General features: G+C 53.0%; 17 protein-coding genes. 7 read left to right on the top strand and 10 right to left on the bottom strand.

Annotated elements, in window-relative coordinates; all coding sequences use genetic code 11:
• The first annotated feature begins 9 nt into the window (after nucleotides 1-9).
• The 5 genes from HV107_RS24040 to pptA are packed head-to-tail and all read left to right on the top strand — an operon-like array spanning nucleotide 10 to nucleotide 3,515.
• Nucleotides 10-936: an amino acid ABC transporter permease gene (locus HV107_RS24040; protein WP_166715394.1), complete on the top strand. Its 927-nt coding sequence runs from the start codon at nucleotides 10-12 to the stop codon at nucleotides 934-936.
• Nucleotides 920-1,693, top strand: coding sequence for an amino acid ABC transporter ATP-binding protein (locus HV107_RS24035; protein ID WP_182061230.1), 774 nt, complete (start codon nucleotides 920-922; stop codon nucleotides 1,691-1,693). The genes HV107_RS24040 and HV107_RS24035 overlap by 17 nt, the downstream gene beginning before the upstream one ends.
• Before the next feature lie 9 nt (nucleotides 1,694-1,702).
• Nucleotides 1,703-2,590, top strand: a complete 888-nt coding sequence (locus HV107_RS24030) for a transporter substrate-binding domain-containing protein (RefSeq protein WP_182061229.1) — start codon at nucleotides 1,703-1,705, stop codon at nucleotides 2,588-2,590.
• A 39-nt stretch (nucleotides 2,591-2,629) separates the two neighbouring features.
• Nucleotides 2,630-3,247: a glutathione S-transferase family protein gene (locus HV107_RS24025; RefSeq protein ID WP_182061228.1), complete on the top strand. Its 618-nt coding sequence runs from the start codon at nucleotides 2,630-2,632 to the stop codon at nucleotides 3,245-3,247.
• A gap of 37 nt (nucleotides 3,248-3,284) precedes the next feature.
• Nucleotides 3,285-3,515: a tautomerase PptA gene (gene pptA, locus HV107_RS24020; RefSeq protein ID WP_014070406.1), complete on the top strand. Its 231-nt coding sequence runs from the start codon at nucleotides 3,285-3,287 to the stop codon at nucleotides 3,513-3,515.
• A 43-nt stretch (nucleotides 3,516-3,558) separates the two neighbouring features.
• Here the strand turns inward: pptA and HV107_RS24015 are convergent, their stop codons facing one another.
• Nucleotides 3,559-5,244, bottom strand: a complete 1,686-nt coding sequence (locus HV107_RS24015) for an NAD-dependent malic enzyme (protein ID WP_182061227.1) — start codon at nucleotides 5,242-5,244, stop codon at nucleotides 3,559-3,561.
• A 34-nt stretch (nucleotides 5,245-5,278) separates the two neighbouring features.
• On the bottom strand, nucleotides 5,279-6,226 hold the full coding sequence (locus HV107_RS24010; protein WP_182061226.1) for an AEC family transporter: 948 nt from the start codon (nucleotides 6,224-6,226) through the stop codon (nucleotides 5,279-5,281).
• Between the two features lie 452 nt (nucleotides 6,227-6,678).
• Here HV107_RS24010 and HV107_RS24005 point away from each other — a divergent pair, with 452 nt between their 5' ends.
• A complete protein-coding gene (locus HV107_RS24005; RefSeq protein WP_182061225.1) occupies nucleotides 6,679-8,004 on the top strand; it encodes a 2-hydroxycarboxylate transporter family protein in 1,326 nt (441 codons plus the stop codon).
• Nucleotides 8,005-8,096: 92 nt separating this feature from the next.
• Here the strand turns inward: HV107_RS24005 and HV107_RS24000 are convergent, their stop codons facing one another.
• The 7 genes from HV107_RS24000 to HV107_RS23970 all read right to left on the bottom strand — a co-directional run bounded on the left by HV107_RS24000 (nucleotide 8,097) and on the right by HV107_RS23970 (nucleotide 15,831).
• Nucleotides 8,097-8,336, bottom strand: coding sequence for a hypothetical protein (locus tag HV107_RS24000; RefSeq protein WP_259349659.1), 240 nt, complete (start codon nucleotides 8,334-8,336; stop codon nucleotides 8,097-8,099).
• A 52-nt stretch (nucleotides 8,337-8,388) separates the two neighbouring features.
• Complete coding sequence (locus tag HV107_RS23995) at nucleotides 8,389-8,667, bottom strand: hypothetical protein (protein ID WP_182061224.1); 279 nt, start codon at nucleotides 8,665-8,667, stop codon at nucleotides 8,389-8,391.
• A gap of 614 nt (nucleotides 8,668-9,281) precedes the next feature.
• Complete coding sequence (locus HV107_RS23990; protein WP_182061223.1) at nucleotides 9,282-10,286, bottom strand: LacI family DNA-binding transcriptional regulator; 1,005 nt, start codon at nucleotides 10,284-10,286, stop codon at nucleotides 9,282-9,284.
• 30 nt (nucleotides 10,287-10,316) lie between these two features.
• Nucleotides 10,317-11,717 carry a sucrose-6-phosphate hydrolase gene (locus HV107_RS23985; RefSeq protein ID WP_182061222.1) on the bottom strand — a complete coding sequence of 467 codons (1,401 nt, stop codon included), beginning with the start codon at nucleotides 11,715-11,717 and terminating at the stop codon, nucleotides 10,317-10,319.
• Nucleotides 11,717-13,087 carry a sucrose-specific PTS transporter subunit IIBC gene (locus HV107_RS23980; protein ID WP_182061221.1) on the bottom strand — a complete coding sequence of 457 codons (1,371 nt, stop codon included), beginning with the start codon at nucleotides 13,085-13,087 and terminating at the stop codon, nucleotides 11,717-11,719. Before HV107_RS23980 ends, HV107_RS23985 begins: the two co-directional genes overlap by 1 nt.
• Before the next feature lie 137 nt (nucleotides 13,088-13,224).
• Nucleotides 13,225-14,742: a carbohydrate porin gene (locus HV107_RS23975; protein ID WP_182061220.1), complete on the bottom strand. Its 1,518-nt coding sequence runs from the start codon at nucleotides 14,740-14,742 to the stop codon at nucleotides 13,225-13,227.
• Between the two features lie 171 nt (nucleotides 14,743-14,913).
• On the bottom strand, nucleotides 14,914-15,831 hold the full coding sequence (locus tag HV107_RS23970) for an aminoimidazole riboside kinase (protein ID WP_182061219.1): 918 nt from the start codon (nucleotides 15,829-15,831) through the stop codon (nucleotides 14,914-14,916).
• A 250-nt stretch (nucleotides 15,832-16,081) separates the two neighbouring features.
• Here HV107_RS23970 and HV107_RS23965 point away from each other — a divergent pair, with 250 nt between their 5' ends.
• On the top strand, nucleotides 16,082-16,663 hold the full coding sequence (locus HV107_RS23965; protein WP_182063583.1) for a cytochrome b/b6 domain-containing protein: 582 nt from the start codon (nucleotides 16,082-16,084) through the stop codon (nucleotides 16,661-16,663).
• Between the two features lie 148 nt (nucleotides 16,664-16,811).
• On the opposite strand, the gene HV107_RS23960 is transcribed toward HV107_RS23965, so the two are convergent.
• Entirely contained in the window at nucleotides 16,812-17,720 is a 909-nt protein-coding gene (locus tag HV107_RS23960) for a cation diffusion facilitator family transporter (RefSeq protein WP_182061218.1), read from the bottom strand.
• Nucleotides 17,721-17,746: the final 26 nt, after the last annotated feature.

The raw sequence follows: 17,746 nt of genomic DNA, 5'->3' as shown, positions 1-17,746 counted from the left end.
GGAACGACGATGAGAAACGTTGAAACCATAAAGGTGGTCCCGGCGCGTTACCCGCTGCGCGCCGTCGGTGCCGTGGCGGCGCTGTTTGTGCTGGCCGTGGTTATTCAGTCCGTGGCCTTTAACCCGCGCTGGGAGTGGGCGGTGTTTGCCCGCTGGTTCTTTGATCCGGTTATTCTGGAAGGGTTAGGCCAGACGTTGTTGCTGACGCTGATTGGTACCGTCTTAAGCGTTGTGATTGGCGGGATGCTGGCGCTGGCGCGGCTGTCATCTTCATGGCTGTTAAGCAGCCTGGCCTGGGGCTATATCTGGCTGTTCCGCTCGTTGCCGTTGATTGTGGTGCTGATCATCCTCTACAACTTTTCGTATCTCTACGACACGCTTTCCCTTGGCGTGCCCTTTACCGGCATCACCTGGGGAAGCTTTGAAACCATCAACGTGCTGGGGCAATTTTCCACCGCCGTGGTGGGGCTGACGCTGGTCCAGAGTGCTTACACCGCTGAAATTATTCGCGGAGGTTTCCTTGGGGTCGATCACGGCCAGTATGAAGCGGCCGCCGCACTGGGATTGCCCGCGTGGCGTCGTACCCTGCGCATTATTCTGCCCCAGGCGCTGCGCACCATTCTGCCGGCGGGATTCAACGAAATCATCAGCCTCGCGAAGGGCACCGCGATGGTCTACGTGCTGGCGATGCCCGAGCTGTTCTACACCATTCAGATGATCTACAACCGCACCCAGGAAGTGATCCCACTGCTGATGGTCGGTGCAGTGTGGTATCTGGTGATCACCACGGTGTTGTCCGCCATTCAGCATTTAGTGGAACGTGGTCTTGCCCGTAGCGAACGCCGTTCGGCGGTTAATCAGAACCGCGCCAGTAGCCGTACCCGTTCCGTGACCACCACTCAAGTACAGGAGCCTGTCCATGCAAGCCTCTCCTGAAGGACACATTTCAATTACCGGCGTCAGTAAGTTCTTTGGCCGCCATAAAGCCCTGGATAACGTCTCGCTTGAGATCCCTCCCGGTTCCGTCACGGTGATCCTCGGGCCATCCGGCTCCGGGAAATCCACGCTGCTGCGCACCATTAATCATCTGGAGCGGGTGGATGAAGGCTTTATCCAGATAGACGGGGACTACATTGGCTACCGTCGTCAGGGGGATAAGCTGTATGAACTCAAGGAAAAAGAGATCCTTAAGCAGCGCGTAAACGTGGGTTACGTGTTCCAGAACTTTAATCTGTTCCCGCATCTCACGGTGCTGGAAAACCTGATTGAAGCCCCGATTGCCCATAAACAACTGAGCCGCAAAGAGGCCATCGAAAGGGCACATGGGCTTTTGGACGTGGTGGGGCTGCGCGAAAAAGCCGATGCCTGGTCGCGCCATCTTTCCGGTGGTCAACAGCAGCGCATTGCCATTGCCCGCGCGCTGGCGCTGCGTCCACGGGTGATGTTGTTTGATGAACCCACTTCTGCACTCGATCCAGAACTGGTGGGCGAGGTGCTGGACGTTATCAAAAAGCTGGCCCGTTCCGGGACAACGCTGGTGGTAGTGACCCACGAGATTGGTTTTGCCCGCGAAGTGGCGGATCAGGTGGTGTTTATGGTCGATGGTAAAATTGTTGAACAAGGCAGCAGCGACGAGGTATTAAACCGCCCGTCCCACGCGCGAACGCGCCAGTTCCTGTCAAAAGTGCTGTAAGGAGTGCAGATGAAATATGGAGTTCTGGCCGGTCTGGTGCTGACCACGGCGAGCCACGCCAGCATTGATTTAAAAGCCAATGAACAACCGCTGCCGGTTACGGTGGATCAGCAGGCAGTGGCGAAAATCCCCAAAGGCTATCAGTTTGTCGAGCCGGGAACGCTGACGGTGGCGATTTCTGCGCTCAATTCACCACCGCTTGCGCTGCTTGCCAGTGATAACCGTACGCGTATCGGCAGCGACCCGGATATCGCCAGGTTGCTGGCGGGCAGCCTGGGGTTAAAACTGAAACTGGTGCCCACCGCCTGGGAAGACTGGCCGCTGGGGATCTCTTCCGGGCGTTATGACGTGGCGCTGGTGAATATCGCCGTTACCGAACAGCGCAAAGAGAAGTTTGATTTTGCTACTTATCGTGTTGACTCCCTGGCCTTTTCGGTGAAATCCACCAGTGATATTCAGTCGATAAAAAGTGCAGTCGATCTGGCGGGCAAAAAGGTGATTGTCGGCTCCGGGACGAACCAGGAGCGTATTTTGCTCGGCTGGAATGAAGAGAACAAACGCGCCGGGCGCGAACCTGCATTGCCGGTATATCTGACCGATGATGCGTCGGGTAATCTGTACATTCAGTCCGGCAGGGCGGATGTCTTTTTTGGCCCGCAGTCCGTGTCGGCGTATAAAGCCGCGTTAATCGGCAAAACCCGCGTGGTGGGCTTAGGGCCGAAGAAGGCTTATGTCGCCACCACCACCAAAAAAGGCAACGAGCTGGTGTATGCGCTACAGGCAGCGCTGGACGGTGCCATTCAGCGCGGTGAGTACCAGAAGGTGCTGGGGCGCTGGGGCGAACAGGGCGAAGCGGTGGCGCAATCAGAGGTCAACCCGCCGGGGATAACTTACTAATGCTGCTCTACACTTAGGGTTTTATTCCTGAGGTGCAACATGATTAAGCTCTATGGCGTACCCGGCTGGGGTTCGGCAATCAGTGAAGTGATGCTGATCCTGGCCGACATCCCTTATCAGTTCGTCAATGTTGACGGTTTTGATGCACCCGGCCCACAGCGGTCTTTACTCGAAACGCTTAACCCGTTGTGTCAGGTGCCGACGCTGGCCCTGGAGCACGGTGAGATAATGACTGAAACGGCGGCCATCGCCCTGATGGTGCTCGACAGATGCCCGGATCTCGCGCCGCCCGTTGGCCAGCCTGAACGCCGCCAGTTTCAGCGTCTGCTGATCTGGCTGGTGGCCAATGTCTATCCCACCTTCACCTATGCAGATTATCCCGAACGCTGGGTTCCTGATGCACCGGAACAGCTCAGGGAGAACTGCCTCGAATACCGGAAATCCCTCTGGCTGTGGCTGGAAAATCAGCTCAATCCCGCGCCCTATACCTTTGGCGAACAGCTAACGTTGATTGATGTGTATCTCGCGGTGATGCGATCCTGGGGGCCGCGCCACGCGTGGTTTGCTGCTAATACGCCAAAGATAACTGCCATTGCGGATGCTGTGTGCGCACTGCCTGAACTGCACAAGGTGTTAAAGGTGAACGAAATTATCTGATAACGTGGACTGCTAACTCACAACTGGAAGCCTGCACATGCCACACGTAGATATCAAATGTTTCCCTCGCGATTTGAACGATGAACAAAAAGCCGCGCTGGCGGAAGATATTGCTCAGGTGATAATTCGCCACTTCGACAGCAAAGACAGCTCAGTGTCTGTAGCCCTGAATCAGGTACAGCCGGAAGACTGGAAAGCTCAGGTCTGGGACACGGAAATAGGCCCGAAGATGGATGAGTTGATTAAGAAACCTGGGTATTCGATGTAAGTTTGTAGGCCGGGTAAGGCGACGCCGCTACCCGGCCATAGCATTACAGCGCCGAGCGACGATACGGCGCGTAATCCGCCTGCCACCAGGTCTTCTCAATACGCGCCATCAATTCGTCCTCAGAGATGGCGGGGGCAACCCCCTGGTCAATGGCTGTGCGCGCAACGGCAAACGCAATCGTTCGGGAAACCGACTCAATCTGATCCACCGGAGGCAGCAGGCCACCTTTTTCGGTGGTGACCAGCGGAGACTGCGCGGCCAGCGTGCGACTGGCGGTCATCAGCATCTCTTCCGTAACCCGGCGTGCGTTACAGGCCATGATGCCTAAACCGAGGCCCGGGAAGATATACGCGTTGTTGCACTGGGCAATTTCATACTGCTCGTTTTGATAGAACACTGGTGCGAACGGGCTGCCGGTGGCAATCAGGGCGGCACCCTGCGTCCACTCAATCAGGTCCTTCGGCTGCGCTTCTGCGCGCGATGTCGGGTTAGACAGCGGCATAATAATCGGGCGTGGGCAGTGGCGATGCATCTCTTTGACGATCTCTTCACTGAACAGCCCTGGCTGCCCTGAAACCCCAATCATCACCGTTGGTCTGGCGTTTTTCACCACCTCCAGCAGTGAGATATTGTTCGTTTCAACCTGCCAGTCCTGGAGGTTTACCCGCGCCGTAAGCAGGTTTTTCTGGAAGTCGAGCAGGTTGGTCATGTCATCCGTCAACAGACCAAAGCGATCGACCATGAAGATCCTGCTGCGGGCTTCCGCCTCGGTCAGTCCGTCTTCCACCATCAGCGCCACGATTTTTTCCGCGATGCCACATCCCGCCGAGCCGCTGCCTAAAAAGACGACACGCTGGTCGCGAATGCGAGTTCCCGCAGCGTGAGCGGCGGCAATCAGCGTGCCGGAGGTGACTGCCGCCGTGCCCTGAATGTCGTCATTGAAACAGCAAAGCTGGTCACGATAGCGCTGGAGCAGTTTGGTCGCGTTCTTTTGCGCAAAATCTTCGAACTGGAGCAGAACATCCGGCCAGCGCGCTTTAACGGTGTTGATAAACATGTCCATAAACTCGGCGTATTGGTCATCGCTGATACGTGGGTGACGCCAGCCCATATACATCGGGTCGTCCAGGTGCTGCTGATTGTTGGTACCAACATCCAGCATAATCGGTAACGTAGAGGCCGGGTGCACACCGCCACAGGCGGTATACAACGACAGCTTACCAATCGGGATCCCCATACCGCCGATCCCCTGATCCCCAAGCCCCAGGATACGTTCGCCATCGGTGACCACAATGACGCGGATATCATTGCGGGAAAAACTCTGGAGCATCTCGTCAATACGGTGGCGGTTAGGCCATGAAATAAATAAACCACGCGCACGGCGATAAATGGTAGAGAAGTGTTCGCACGCTTCACCTACGGTTGGCGTATAGATAATGGGTAAGGTTTCTTTAAGGTGCGAGCGTAACAGGTTGTAAAATAATGTCTCGTTAGTGTCCTGGATATTTCTCAGATACACGTGGCGGGAAATATCACTCTTGAAATGACAGAATTGCACCCAGGCGCGTTCGGTCTGTTCTTCGATAGTTTCTACATTGTGAGGTAATAAGCCGTGCAAATTAAAATTGTCACGTTCTTCTTTAATAAATGCCAGCCCCTTGTTTAACAGTGGGTTTTCCAGCAAAACAGCTCCGTTATACGGTGTATAAAGCACTTCTTTGCGAGACATGGGTAACTCCTGAGCGAATTTGAATTAAAACAGATTAAGAAATTAAATAAATCATAATGCCTTCAGTCAGCACACCCACGGCAGTACCAATCAAAATCGATGATGAGGCCGTATCAATATAGGTGTCGCTGCGCAGCGCAAACATTCCTGCGGCAATGGCGGAAGGGGTTGCGCCAATAATAACAACCTGCTGCAATAACGTATGGCTGAGCCCAAATGCCAGGCCGGCGGCTGCCATCATTGCTGGCTGAATAAGATTTTTAATGCTGATGTTGGTAAATGTCTGCACGTTAAGTCTTGGACGTTCACCGTAGAAAAGCAGCCCAAGGGCAAACAGAGAAAGCCCGCCAGACACTTTGCCAACCATTTCAATCGGCATACTGAGAATATGCGGAATTTGCACACCGGCCAGGCTTAACAACACGCCCGAAACTGGGATCCAGACGATGGGGTTGCGGGCTGCTTTGATCAGGTTTTGCAGCACCATCGCACCCGGATGCAGCGCGTTGAGGCTCTCATCACCACTCTTATCTCCCATGCGAATCAATACGATAGTCAATGGAATCATAATGACGCTGGTAATGATGTTACCGATCAGGACGCCGATAAATCCTTCCGGGCCAATCAATACCGCCAGAACTGGGGCACCAAAATAGGCCATATCCGGGAAGGCGCACACCAGTGACTGAATGGCGCTGGTTTTAATATCATGACGGAAAACAAAGCGTGAAATAAATAGCGTCAGTAAATAAGACCCCATCAGACCAACAACCAGTACGGCCATAAATGTCAGGTTCTTAATTTTATTGGGGTCAGTATTTAATGCACCAATAAAAAGATGAAAAGGAAGGGCGAAGCGGATGACTACCGTTGCCAGAACGTTTGCATCTTCACGCCGGGTATAACCGAGTTTTCCGCTTAACCACCCTAATAGCATAATAAAGACGAGTGGAAACAGGGACTGTAATAATAATGAGGGCATAAGATATCCTGTCGAGTACATTTTATGGGTTTTGTTGATGCGCTAATCTAGCGGTTAGCAAACAGGGCAGGAGTGATAACGGTCACACTCTATCTGGTTTTATTAATTTCAAAATGGTTGTTTTAGTTTGATAAGGCTTCATGTATTCATATATTGATGAATGACAAGAAAAATGCAGTAATTTATAAAAAACAGAATTGCCAGTAACTTTAGTTACATAATGATGATTTAAGTTATTTAAAATGGAATTATCGTGCTGCTCACATTTCCATCAACCATGTTGATGAGTGGTCTGTCTTACTGAATTTGACCATGATATTTTCACCCTAAGCCAGTTTTACAAATGGCCTTATTGAATTTTATTTTTCTTTTTAGAACGTTTTAAATCTCATGAATAACACCAAGTTATTCTTTTTTCTCTGTTTACCCGAACTGACTAATCAGGTGATTATATGAAAGATAATCCTGTACATCCTTCTCCAGCGGCATCACCCCGTTTTACCTTCAGCCTGAACAATGCCGAGGTTGGGGCTGTGCCGTTGATCTTGTTTGTGGGCATTGCCTCTATCGTGGCCATTTCCGCGTGGGCGGGTCTGCTGCCGAAAAATATGATTGGCGGGCTGGCGGTGATCATGACGCTCGGTTTTGCGTTTGCCAAAATTGGCCGACAAATCCCGGTTCTGAAAGATATCGGTGGCCCGGCGATCCTGTGCCTGATGGTGCCATCGATACTGGTTTATTTCGGGGTGTTCCAGAAACATACGCTTGATACCGTTCACCTGCTGATGAAAGAGGCGAACCTGCTCTATTTTGTTATCGCCTGTCTGGTGGTGGGTAGCATTCTGGGGATGAACCGCATTCTGCTGATCCAGGGGATGATCCGCATGTTTGTTCCGCTGGTGGTCGGCACGCTGATGGCCGTGCTGAGCGGGTTAATCGTCGGTTCACTGTTCGGCTTTACGCCGTATCACACGTTCTTTTTCATTATCGTTCCGATTATCGGGGGCGGGATTGGCGAGGGGATTTTACCGCTGTCGCTGGCGTATTCAGCAATACTGGGGCAAACACCGGACGTCTATGTGGCGCAGCTGGCACCGGCCGCGGTGGTGGGGAATATCTTCGCGATTATCTGCGCTGGCGTCTTTGCGCGCCTGGGGGCGAAACGGCCCTCACTTTCAGGGAATGGCATGTTAACCCGTGGCAAAAGCGAGGATAACCTGTTCGCTGGCGCACAGCATGTGCAGCCGACCGATTTTCACCTGATGGGCGGCGGCCTGCTGATGGTGTGCGCGTTCTTCATTGTGGGGGGATTGTTTGAAAAGCTGGTGCATATCCCAGGCCCGGTGCTGATGATCCTGATTGCCGTGCTGTGCAAGTACTTCCGGCTGATCCCGGACTCAATGGAGCAGGGGGCGCACAGTTGCTATAAGTTTGTGTCCGCAGCGCTGGTGTGGCCGCTGATGATTGGCCTGGGCATGTTGTATGTACCACTGGAAAGCGTGGTGTCGGTCTTTTCTGTGGGATACGTGGTCGTTTGCGGCTCGATTGTGATTACGATGGCGTTAAGCGGGTATTTTATTGCTTCTCGGCTGAACATGTACCCGGTTGAAGCGGCAATTGTGACCTGCTGTCACAGCGGCCTGGGCGGAACAGGGGATGTGGCGATTTTGTCCGCCTCTAACCGTATGTCGCTTATGCCGTTCGCGCAGATTGCCACCCGTATTGGCGGCGCATCGACGGTGATTTTCGCCACGCTGCTGCTGGGATGGATAATGTAGTGCTGACGAAGGTAAGCCGGGTATACGCCCGGCTTGCTGAATGGCATTCACCGCTTTCGAATAGACTGGAGACTGTGAAATAAGCAGACATGCTATCGCTTGCACAGAATATGCAACTCTTTACGGTTAAATCCACCGTCTTTAGATAAGTCCTGGTATCCGCCAGGGCAAACCTCATTGGCTTTTGAGTAGCAAATATCCCAGCCGGTTGCCGCTCCGCACTGAATATCGTATTCACTGGAGCCGTCAGGACGTTTGATTTCCTGCGAAGTTGAACAGGCCGCAAGCAGCAGTGTACCTGCTAGTGCCAGCAGTTTATTTGGTGCATTCATCATTAATTTCTCAGACAGTTTTGTTGGTATCGTTATTCAAGCGTGACTTGCTTTATTCGCTCTCTTTGTTGAGGGCGTTGAACGCATATTTCACACCCAGATACGAAACAACGCCCAGACCGCCGACAACGGCTACTCCAGCCAGCATCGAGCCACAACCCAGGGCGGCGAGTCCAGTAGTCATCCCCACAGCAGATACGCCCGTTTCACCCGCGAGGGCTACCGCCGCTACAGGTACCCCAGCACTGGCTGCGCCTGCCATAACGTCTTCTACCAGCTCTGCGGCTGTTTCGGTGGTTTTGTTCCAAATCTCTTCAATGCAATACATCATCACTTTATCTCGCGGTTGAGCACTTTCGGTTAAATGAGTAAGACCGGGCTATTACCCGTTCAGGAGTCGAAACATCGTAGGCTTTCTGGTCTGCATTTGCAGTTTGTATACATTTAAAATGGGGAGGATCTGCCTGGATATTGTTCTGTGTCAATTTCGTCAGTTCAGCAAGAGAGGAGTAAAGCTAATTAATTACATTATAATCACTATTATAAGACTATTGGTTAGCATCAATTTAAACTTGAGCACCACTCCGCGGAATCGAAGGAGACTTCTGAAATTACCATGGAGATCAGTGCCAGCTTACTCTGCTTGCCGGGCCGCTTTCTGAATAGTTGATTTCATTGCGGTTAAAATCGGCGACTAGCCCTATATCCCTGCTTGATAACTTTGTATACGCAGGAAAACTGAAGGCAGGTGACCAAAGCCAAAATGACTCTGAGGTGTCTGTTAAACCCGTGGCGATTCAGAGCCTTTAATGGGCAATTGGTAAATGCCTGACTCGAGATAACCTTTGAATAACGACTGCTTCACCCGCCAGGGTTACCGCTTGACTGGCCGCATTTTTATTTTATGAATCTCAACAGAACCCTTGATTTAAAAACGTTTGGCAATCACCGATGGCGGATTTGCAGTGTCGCAGGCAGGTAGCGCTGAAGCGGCTCGGGCGTATTGCCATCAATCAGCTGGCTTATCAGGTCGTAGCAGTGCCAGGCCAACTGACGGTTGTCCTGCTGCACGGTATCAATACGCAGCGACAGCGAATCGTAGAGATAGTGATCGTCAAAGCTCGCCAGATGGATATCGGAATCGAGCAAATTGTGCTGACTCATATAGCGCAGCACCCCTTCCAGTAGTCCGCAGGCAGCGGTAAACAGCGCCTTTGGCGGCCGACCGAGACGGGCGCAAAGGGCGGCGAACATCTCGTAGCCGGAGCTGGGATGATAGTTGCCGTTGATCACCCATTCCGGGCGCAGTTCGATACCCGCCTGGGCCAGACCCTGCGTAAAGCCCGCCAGTCGGTCGCGTGACGGCGATAGCCGCGGCTGGCCACCTAAAAACCAGAATTCATCACTATGCTGAGGTGCGATACGGGAAATCAGATCTGCTGTCGGGGTAATCGAATCGGTCATGACCAGTGGCAGGGCGCTTTCATTGGGGCAGCGGTCAAACAGAACCACCGGCAGCTGGTTGCTGAGCTTCAGATAATCGGCGTCATTATGCATACAGGAGGCGACGATCAGCCCGTCAACCTGACGGGCAATCATATTGTTCACCACCATGCTCTCCTGAGCGGGATTTTCATCAGTACAGGAGATAAGCAGCTGAACGCCTGCCTCGCGGCACAGCGTCTCAAGCTCGTGGGAAAAGACCGCAAAACCGTAGTTGGTGATCTCCGGCACCACCAGCCCAATGGTGTGGCTGCGGTTATCACGTAACGAGCGGGCATGAATGCTCGGCTGATAATGATGCTCGCGGGCAATCGCCTGCACACGCTCGCGAGTTTCCTGCGCCACGCGCAGCTCCTTGCCACGCCCGCTCATCACCAGGCTGGCGGTTGCTTTGGAAACGCCAGCCAGTTCGGCGATATCTTTAATGGTTACGCGTTTGGTTTTCATTACGACGCCATGAGCCTGAAAGCAAAACGCTTATTCTACCATGCATCGTCGCAGCGGCCAGTAGCAGAATGCTTCAGGTGTGATGCCGGAGAACATTAGCTGCGCCGGATAGTCCGGGAAATACCGGCTGCTCATGACGCCTTCACCGTCGTTGATGAAGATTTCTACGCTCGACTGGTCGATAAAAATCCGCAGCGAGCGAACTTCGCCGCGCCAGTAGCGATAGTGGGTTTCATCACTGGCGAGGCTGCGTCGCGCCAGACGGATACCGCTGGCATCGCGCTCGAGGGTTAACGCGCCACCAAAATCGATGTGTAACGCATCGTCACGGGCGGTTTCCAGGGATATTTCCATCGGCTCCAGCGGCAGGGCGCTGTCCTGCCAGCCGCGTGCTTCGCCACGCAGGGCAGTGAGTTCGCGCAGCGGGCGCTGACAGAGCTGACCGTCGATAAACTCCAGCTCGCGCAGGCAGGTCATCTGATGGATCCAACCGTTAGCCAGCGTCGGCTGAAGCATTTCTTCGCCGTCGGGGACCCCCATCCAGCCGACTAACAGACGGCGGCCATCGCTGGCCTGCATGGTTTGTGGGGCGTAGAACTCGAACCCGGCGTCCAGCTCGTGCAGTTCGCCGTGTTTGAAAGCAGCGCGGTCGTAGTCGAAATCGCCGCTCATCCACACTGCCGGGTAGGTGTTGAGATAGCGCTCTTTCTCGCGGGTAATCCCTTGCGGGCAGCAAATCAGGACATGCTGGTCGCCAAGCGCAAACAGGTCCGGGCACTCCCACATATAGCCTGCGTCGTCCAGGCCATTGATAGCGTAACCGGCGATTTCGCCTTCATTATTCCACTGATGCAGGTTCGCGGAGCTGAACAACAGCACCTTGCCGCGCTTTTGCAGATCCTGTGCGCCCAGCACCATGTACCAGCGACCTTCATGCTGCCAGACTTTTGGGTCGCGCACATGGCCGGTATAGCCCTCCGGTAGCGGTAATGCCGGGCCGAGCTTAGTAAACGTGCCGTTGGCATTTTCCGTCGCCAGACACTGCCACGCGGTTCGGCTGCCGTCGTCAAATTTGACGTTGCCGGTATAGCACAGGGTGAGGGTACCCAGGTTTACCACTGCGCTGCCGGAGTAGCAGCCGTTACGGTCATACTCTTCATCGGGCATTAGTGCGATTGGCTCATGTTGCCAGTGCAGCAGATCGGCAGAGCTCCAGTGCCCCCAGCACTTGAACTTATGATCGCAGGCGAGCGGGTTCCACTGATAGAACAGGTGATAACGTCCGGCAAATTCAACAAAGCCGTTGGGATCGTTCATCAGCCCGGTCACCGGCGCATGGTGCCAGCGGGGATAGTGGCTGTCGGCCAGCGCGCGCGGCTGGCCCTGCATAACAGCCTGCAAAATCGCAGGCTGGCGTGATGGAAGTGACATTATTCAGCGTCCGTTTTGTATTTCAGTACCAGGGAGACGACAAAGGCGACGCCAAAGGCGATAACCATCCCGATAATGTAGTTCAGCAGTGAGCTGGCCTGCACGATAGCCATGCCAGGGATAGCCGTCAGGCCTACCGCGGTCATGTAAACATGCATGGATACCACCCACGCGCCGCCCACCGCGCCGCCGATCAGGGCTGCGATAAACGGTTTTACAAAGCGTAAGTTAATACCAAAAATCGCCGCTTCGGTGATGCCGAGCATGGCAGAAAACGCCGAGGGCAGGGTAATGGCTTTGATTTTTGCATCTTTAGTTTTAAACCATACCGCCAGACAAGCTCCGCCCTGAGCGACGTTGGCCATCGCCCAAATCGGCAGCAGGAAGTTGACGCCAATGGACGGGTTGCCCAGCAGCCCGGCTTCGATGGCATGGAAGCTGTGGTGAATACCGGTAATAACAATAACCGAATAGAGACCGCCAAACAGCAGTCCGGCCAGCCACCCTGCATGGGTAATCAGGGTGCTGAGGACTAACGAAATACCGTCGCCGAGCGCGCGACCGGCCGGGCCAATAATCAGCAGAGCGATAAAACCGGAAATGATCACCGTCAGGAACGGCGTCAGGATCAGATCCAGTGCATCCGGGATAACGCGACGCAGCTGTTTCTCAACCATGCTCATAAACCACACTGCCAGCAGCACCGGGAACACCGTTCCCTGATAGCCAATCATGGCAATCTCAAGGCCGAAGAAGTTCATGGTGTGGAAACCCGCGGCCACACCCCAGGCGTTGGTGAGCGCCGGGTGAGTCAGAATGCCGCCAAGCGTCGCACCAAGATAGGGGTTACCGCCGAATTCGCGGGCGGCGGTGAAGCCAATCAGGATCGGCAGAATAATAAACGCCGCCGAGCTGCACATATCCAGCATGATGTAGATAGCGTTGCCCGGGTCGACCCAGCCGTAAGTTTTGACCATCCCCAGAAGGCCCATCAACAGACCGGAGGCGACAATAGCCGGGATGATCGGCACAAAGATATTCGACAGCAGGCGGGCGATGCGCTGGAAAGGATTCAGTTTTTTCGCCGCAATGTCGGCAGCTTCTGATTTGCTGGACTCGCCAATCCCTGCCGCCTGGATAAAGGCGGCGTAGACTTTATTCACCACCCCGGTGCCGAAGATAATCTGCATCTGTCCGGCGTTACGGAAACAGCCCTTAACACCATCAATTTTGCCAATGGCCTGCTGATCTGCCAGTGAATCATCGGCCAGCACCAGGCGCAGGCGTGTGGCGCAGTGCGCGGCGCTGGCAATATTGTCCTTGCCTCCCAGAAGCGGAAGCAGCGAGTGGGAAATCTGTTCAAAATCCATAGTACCCTCTGAATGCGTGTTGATTTTCGAGTTGTCGCCTCGTGGTAGCCGGGGCGCATTCTCTTCGTTGTTATTGTGTCCGGGGCGACGAAGCATACTTTGTCGCCCCGGCGGTTACTGTTATCAGGTGTTAACCGTTAAAACCAGGTTTCCATCTGCATCCCGAACGACCATTCGCCGCCCGATTTAAAACCACTGCTGCCCAGTGCGTCATCGCTGGCGTAATTATTGAGTTTTTTGCTCCAGTCCATCCATGAGGTGTAAAGGCGGATTTCAGGACGACTGAAGAAATCACCGATGTCGCCAACCTTAAAGGTCGGGGCGAAGGTGAGCTTGTAGAAGCTACCGTTTACCGCATGGCGATCGTTATAACCTTCAGGCTTGAGGTCCATATACTGGTAGCTGCCTTCATAAGCGAGGGCGAAGTTCTGATTGATCTCCTGGATCAGGCGCATGTTGAGGGTTGCCCACTGGTAGCTGTCGCCATCGACATAACGATCTTTACTGGTTTGTGCCAGTATCGCCGGGGCGATAAACCAGTTCTTGCTAATTGGCGTGGTGCCGTAGCTGGCGAAGCGCCAGGTGTTGGCCCCCGAGCGTAACGCACCATCGGAGCCGACACCTTTAACTTCTGCACCCAGGCCGTGACCGTAGAGCAGGGCGGTTTTGCTGGCGCCTTCACGCAGGCCGTAAAAACTGTCGTTGTGCAACCCGAGCAGCGTATGTACCCCGGTATTTGCCGCATCGCCTTTGACCGGATTACCGTTGGTATCCTGGCGTTCGTCGTTGTCTTTGGCCCGCATCCCGCTGACCATCACCTGCACAGGACCAATGAAATTGTTCATGCTGACGATGTAGTTCTGCACACTGTTGCTCGAATCAGCAATATCACCGAAGTTACGTCCGTACAGAGAGAAGTTGCTTCGAATGCTGTCGTTCCACCTGACATCGTAAATACCGCCGCCGGTACCGGCGAGGAACACGACATCCGAGTCGATCCAGTGAATATCAAAGTTGTCGCGGTCAAAGCGTTTCCCGGCCCACAGGGTGGAGCCTTTAAACGGCCCGTCGAAGGTCGGTAAGTTACCCAGCTCGACAAAGGCCTGACGAACGTTCAAATCACTGGTGCTCGCCGTCCAGTCGTTATAAGTGGTTTGACCGTCGGCGACCATGACTTTGAAGCGGGTCGTCGCCCCATTATCCAGGGTCTGCTTATGTTCAAGATTCATTTCGACATAGGTATCGGCCTGGTTTCCCAGACGACCGATAGCCCCGCCGGTTTCCCCTGCTGGCGTCATGTAGGCCCCGGATTTGGTGCTGGCACCGGAGTCATTCATTATCACGCCAGAGCGGGCGTAGCCGTGGAACTCAAACCCGCTTTTCTCATCGGATTTTTTCTCCAGTTTGGCAGTACGCTGAGCCACTTCCTGAGTACTGTCCTGGGTTTTTTGCTGCTGAGTGGTGAGCTGCTGAACTTTTTTCTCTGCAGAATCGGCGCGGGTTTCTGCCGTTTGCGCTCTGTTTTCTGCATCCTGCAGGCGTTTTTCCAGCGCAATTAAACGGGCTTCGATACTGCTGAGATCCGTTTGTGCATGGGCTGAGGCGGCGCCGGTTAGCAAAGCGATGAGAACCGCGAGTGTGCTTTTTCTGAACATATAGATTGCATCCCAAAAGAAAAATTTAAAATTGTGTGTTTTTGCTAAACCGGTTTAGTTGCTATGTTAAGCATGACATTTAACATTTTGAAATTTATTTTGCTAAACCGGTTTAATAAGTGTGATGGATGCAACAAAGTGGACCGCGCGTGGCGGCCTTTAGGATCAAAACTAGCGATGTAGATCGCGCTGGTATGGCAGGGCAGTCATCGCGCCTTTCGCCATTGTTGCCAGGGCGCCGCAGGTTTGCGCGAGAGTAAGTGTTGGTTCCAGCGCATTGATATTCGTCGGCATTCCGTTGGCAGCAAGGCTTGCGAGCAGGCCGGCTACAAAAGCATCGCCCGCGCCGGTGGTATCCACGCTGACAACCGGCTTAGCGCTGAGATGGGTAAACTGCTGCTGGAATGCGGCGATAACGCCCGCTTTGCCCTGGGTCACCAGCAGTAATTCAGGCTGATAGCGCTCGGTAACGCTGGCGATCCCCAGTGCGATATCATCACTGCCACTGATGAATATCAGCTCTTCTTCAGACAGCTTCACCACGTTTGCCAGACGCAGGGCGCGATCGAGACAGCTGTGCAGCAGGTCCTGATCCTGCCAGAGATCCAGGCGGATATTAGGGTCAAAACTCACCCGGCCACCGGCACGTTTGATTTTTTCCATCGCGGTAAAAGTGGTGCTGCGGCTGGGTTCTGCGCTAAGGGCAATAGAGCAGACGTGCAGCCACTGGTTGGCGCTAAACTCCGGCAGGTCTTCTTCTGCCAGGAACAGATCCGCGCTGGGACGCACCATAAAGGTAAAATTTCGTTCTCCCTGTTCGTCAAGGTCGACAACCACAGTGGAGGTGCGATGCTGACCGTCAAGGCGCATATGGCTGACATCAACCTGCTCCTGTTGCAGGGTGTTGCGCATAAAACGACCAAACGGATCGTCGCCCACGCGTCCGATAAACCCGCTGTTACCGCCAAGGCGAGCAACGCCTACCGCTACGTTAGCCGGTGCACCGCCGGGACACTGTAGCAGGCGGCCCTCGCTTTCCGGCAACAGGTCTACCACCGCGTCGCCCAGAACCCAGATTTTTGCATTCATGTTGGTATTTCCCCTCTCATTGCTAAACTAAATTAAACCGGTTTAGCTTATTAAAGCACAGGGATAAAGTAAGTGAAATGCCATGAGCCGAAAAGTGCGAGTCAGGGCAAAAGAGGGAACTGACAGGGAGACGCTGTTGGCGATTGTTCCAATGTTTAAAGCAGAATACATCTCTGTGAGACGTTAAGGTTTCGTTAATTAATAGACATGATACTAATAAGGTCAAATCCACTAACCGAATGGTCAAATGATGAACGAACAATTACGAAATGCACTTCCTCACAAAGACACTCCCTTTCTCCGTGTGCTGCATATTATCGTAGCTGTACTGGTTTTATTGCAGATCATCAATTCTAATCTTACAGAAAGCGAGGCGCTTAGCGATTTATCACTGACCGGTTTCGTCACATGGTTCCATGTTATCTCCGGATTAGCACTGATTGTTCTTGGTCTTGTCATGCTTGGATGGATGCTGAAGCAACGAGGATTTCGTTACTATTTTGCCTGGCTGACCCTTGATTTTCGGGGGGTGATTGAAGACGTTAAAATGCTATTTTCATTCCGTCTACCTGAAGCCCATGCTGGTGGAATAGCGGCATTGATCCAGGGGCTTGGCGTGCTGGCATTGTTGGGCGTTGCAGCGTGCGGTGGGGCGTGGTTCGCACTAAATACCCTTTACGGGCCATCATCTGCGCTGGCAGAAAGTGTGCTGCATTTACATAAGTTTCTGACGGTATTTATTGAGACTTATTTCTGGGCTCATGGGGCGATGGGTTTGCTTCATATATTCCTCACCGCCCGCAGCCAAAGGAAAAATCCCGTTACCGAGTAAAACGGTTGAGATGATTATGAAAAAGGTACGCTGTAGTGGCGGGCTAAACTGACTTCTACAGCGTTATTATTGGGTGCCAGAATGTATCAATCGGCCGCGTTGTTCCAAAGGAGGGAAGAATAACCCTCCATTAACTACGGCCAGTATCCTAAATACCAAAATCCGGTTCTTTTACGGAAAATGGATCGATATGCACCATAACATTCAGGACATCGTTATTTTTTAACACCCGTTCCCGTGCAGCAATCGCAATATCATGTCCATCCCTGACGGATAAGTTTTCCGGAACTTCCAGATGAACGTCGACCAGGATCAGATCTCCCGCCTTACGCGTTTTAAGGTCATGGAGCCCGGCAACACCAGGCGTTGAGAGAAGAATAGCTTTTATTTCATGCTCTTTTTCCTGATCGGCAGAGCGGTCCATCAGGTCGTGCAATGCATCAGAAGCAAATGAGTAACCCATACGTAATATCAGGACCCCGACCACAAACGCAGCAACAGGATCAAACCAGGGATATCCAGCCAGAGTCCCGATAATGCCAATCGCTACAACGACCGATGATGCTGCGTCAGAACGGGCATGCCATGCATTTGCCACAAGGAGTGAGGACTGAACACGGTTGGCAACACTGAGCATGTACCTGAAAAGCGATTCTTTTACTATGAGCGCTGTTAGTGCCACCCAGAGCGCGGCTGAATGAACTTCAGTAAGCTGCTCAGGATGCATCAATTTCCCGATTGCAGACCACAACATTCCGGCACCCACGGCCACCAGCAGCATTCCCAGAATCATCGACGCGCCGTTTTCGTAGCGCCAGTGCCCATAATGGTGATCATTGTCTGAAGGTTTACGGCTTTTTTTATTGGCAAACAACACAACAAAATCAGCTATTAAATCGGAAAGAGAATGAATCCCATCAGCAATTAACCCTTGTGAACCTGAAAATAAACCCGTCAGGATCTGTGTAAAGGATAAGAAGAAATTTACAACGACGCTAATTAACGTGCTTTTTTTCGCAGCAACTGAACGTTCATGATATTTATTATCATTTCGCATAAAATATTCCGAATAAACAAAAAACC

It is taken from the genome of Enterobacter sp. RHBSTW-00175 (genome assembly GCF_013927005.1).
Lineage (GTDB): Bacteria > Pseudomonadota > Gammaproteobacteria > Enterobacterales > Enterobacteriaceae > Enterobacter.
Note: the sequence above shows the minus strand (reverse complement) of the source record. Positions and strands in the feature narration are given on the sequence as shown.